The sequence below is a fragment of the Streptomyces sp. NPDC058051 genome (assembly GCF_042885475.1).
GTDB lineage: Bacteria > Actinomycetota > Actinomycetes > Streptomycetales > Streptomycetaceae > Streptomyces.
The window spans coordinates 1-1275 of sequence record NZ_JBHVRW010000089.1 but is presented as its reverse complement, the minus strand read 5'-3'; the positions used below and the strand labels follow the sequence as shown (position 1 = coordinate 1275).

General features: G+C 67.0%; 1 protein-coding gene. It reads left to right on the top strand.

The features are described 5' to 3' along the window. Nucleotides 1–113: 113 nt before the first annotated feature. A partial coding sequence (locus ACFVUT_RS37735) for a polyketide synthase dehydratase domain-containing protein (RefSeq protein WP_389661372.1) occupies nucleotides 114–1275 on the top strand: 1162 nt, incomplete at its 3' end.

The following is a 1275-nucleotide window of genomic DNA, read 5'->3' as shown; positions in this document are numbered from 1 at the left end:
TGCGCGGGGTCGATGTGGACTGGGCTCGGGTCGTGGGAGGTGGCCGGGGGGTTGAGCTGCCGACGTACGCCTTCCAGCGTCAGCGGTACTGGCTGGAGCCGAAGGACGGCGGCGTGCACGATGTCGCGTCGCTGGGTCAGCATGGTCTCCATCACGCGCTGCTTGCCGCAGGAGTGACAGTCGCCGAGAGCGGTTCCCTGGTGTTGACCGGTCAGCTGTCGGTGCGGTCACATCCGTGGCTGGCCGACTACGAGGTGGCCGGTCGGGTGCTGGTACCGTCCACCGCACTTGTCGACCTGGCGCTCTACGCCGGTGACCAGGTCGGATGTGCCTCGTTGGCCGATCTGACGGTGCAGATGCCGTTGTGGCTTCCGTCCCAGGAGACGGTCCGCATCCAGGCAGTGGTGAGCCCGTCGGACGAGGCCGCTGTCCCTGCCGGACAGCGGATGGTGAGTGTCTACTCCCAGCACCAGGATTCTGACTCGGAGTGGATATGTCACGCCCGCGGCCACCTCACCGTGGAGGAGAACGCCGGCGCTGAATCGCCGGATGTGGACGGCATAGATGTGTCGCTGCCCGAAGAGGTGGTGGCTGATGGGTTCCTGGTTCACCCGGCGTTGCTGGACGCGGCGCTGCGGGACGCACTCGCGGCAAACGGCGACGAGCTGATGCCGGCGGAGTTCTCCGGCGTTCGCGTGTCCGCCGTGGGCGCACGTTCGATCCGGACACGAGTGAGCCGTGCGGGCGATGGGACGGTGTCGGTGATCGGCGTCGATCCGGCCGGGGAGGAGGTGTTCGCCGTCCAGCGAGTGGCCGCTCGGACCGTGGATGTGCAGCAGCCCGACGGTATGGGCGGCGATCTGTTCCGTCTTGACTGGGTCGCTCCTTCCGACACCGTTCGCGAGAAGGAGGCCGTCCCCGGGTGGTCGGTACTGAACCTGGCCGAGGGCTCAGGACTCGCCGAGCTGGTGGGTCGGATATGCGACACGGCGGCCGAGGGGAAAGCCGGGAACGTCTGTGTTGTGGCGGCTTCCGACCGCGATGTGGTGTCGGGCGTGCACGGCTTGGTCGCTGATGTGTTGGGTGTGGTGCAGCGTTGGCTGGCGGGTGAGTTGAACGGCAAGTCGTTGGTTGTGGTGACCCGTGGGGCGGTGGTGGTCAATGCTGGTGAGCGGCCTGTTGATTTGGCGGGTGCGGCGGTGTGGGGTTTGGTGCGGAGTGTGCAGGTTGAGCATCCGGGTCGTGTGGTGCTGGTGGATGTTGATGACGATCCGG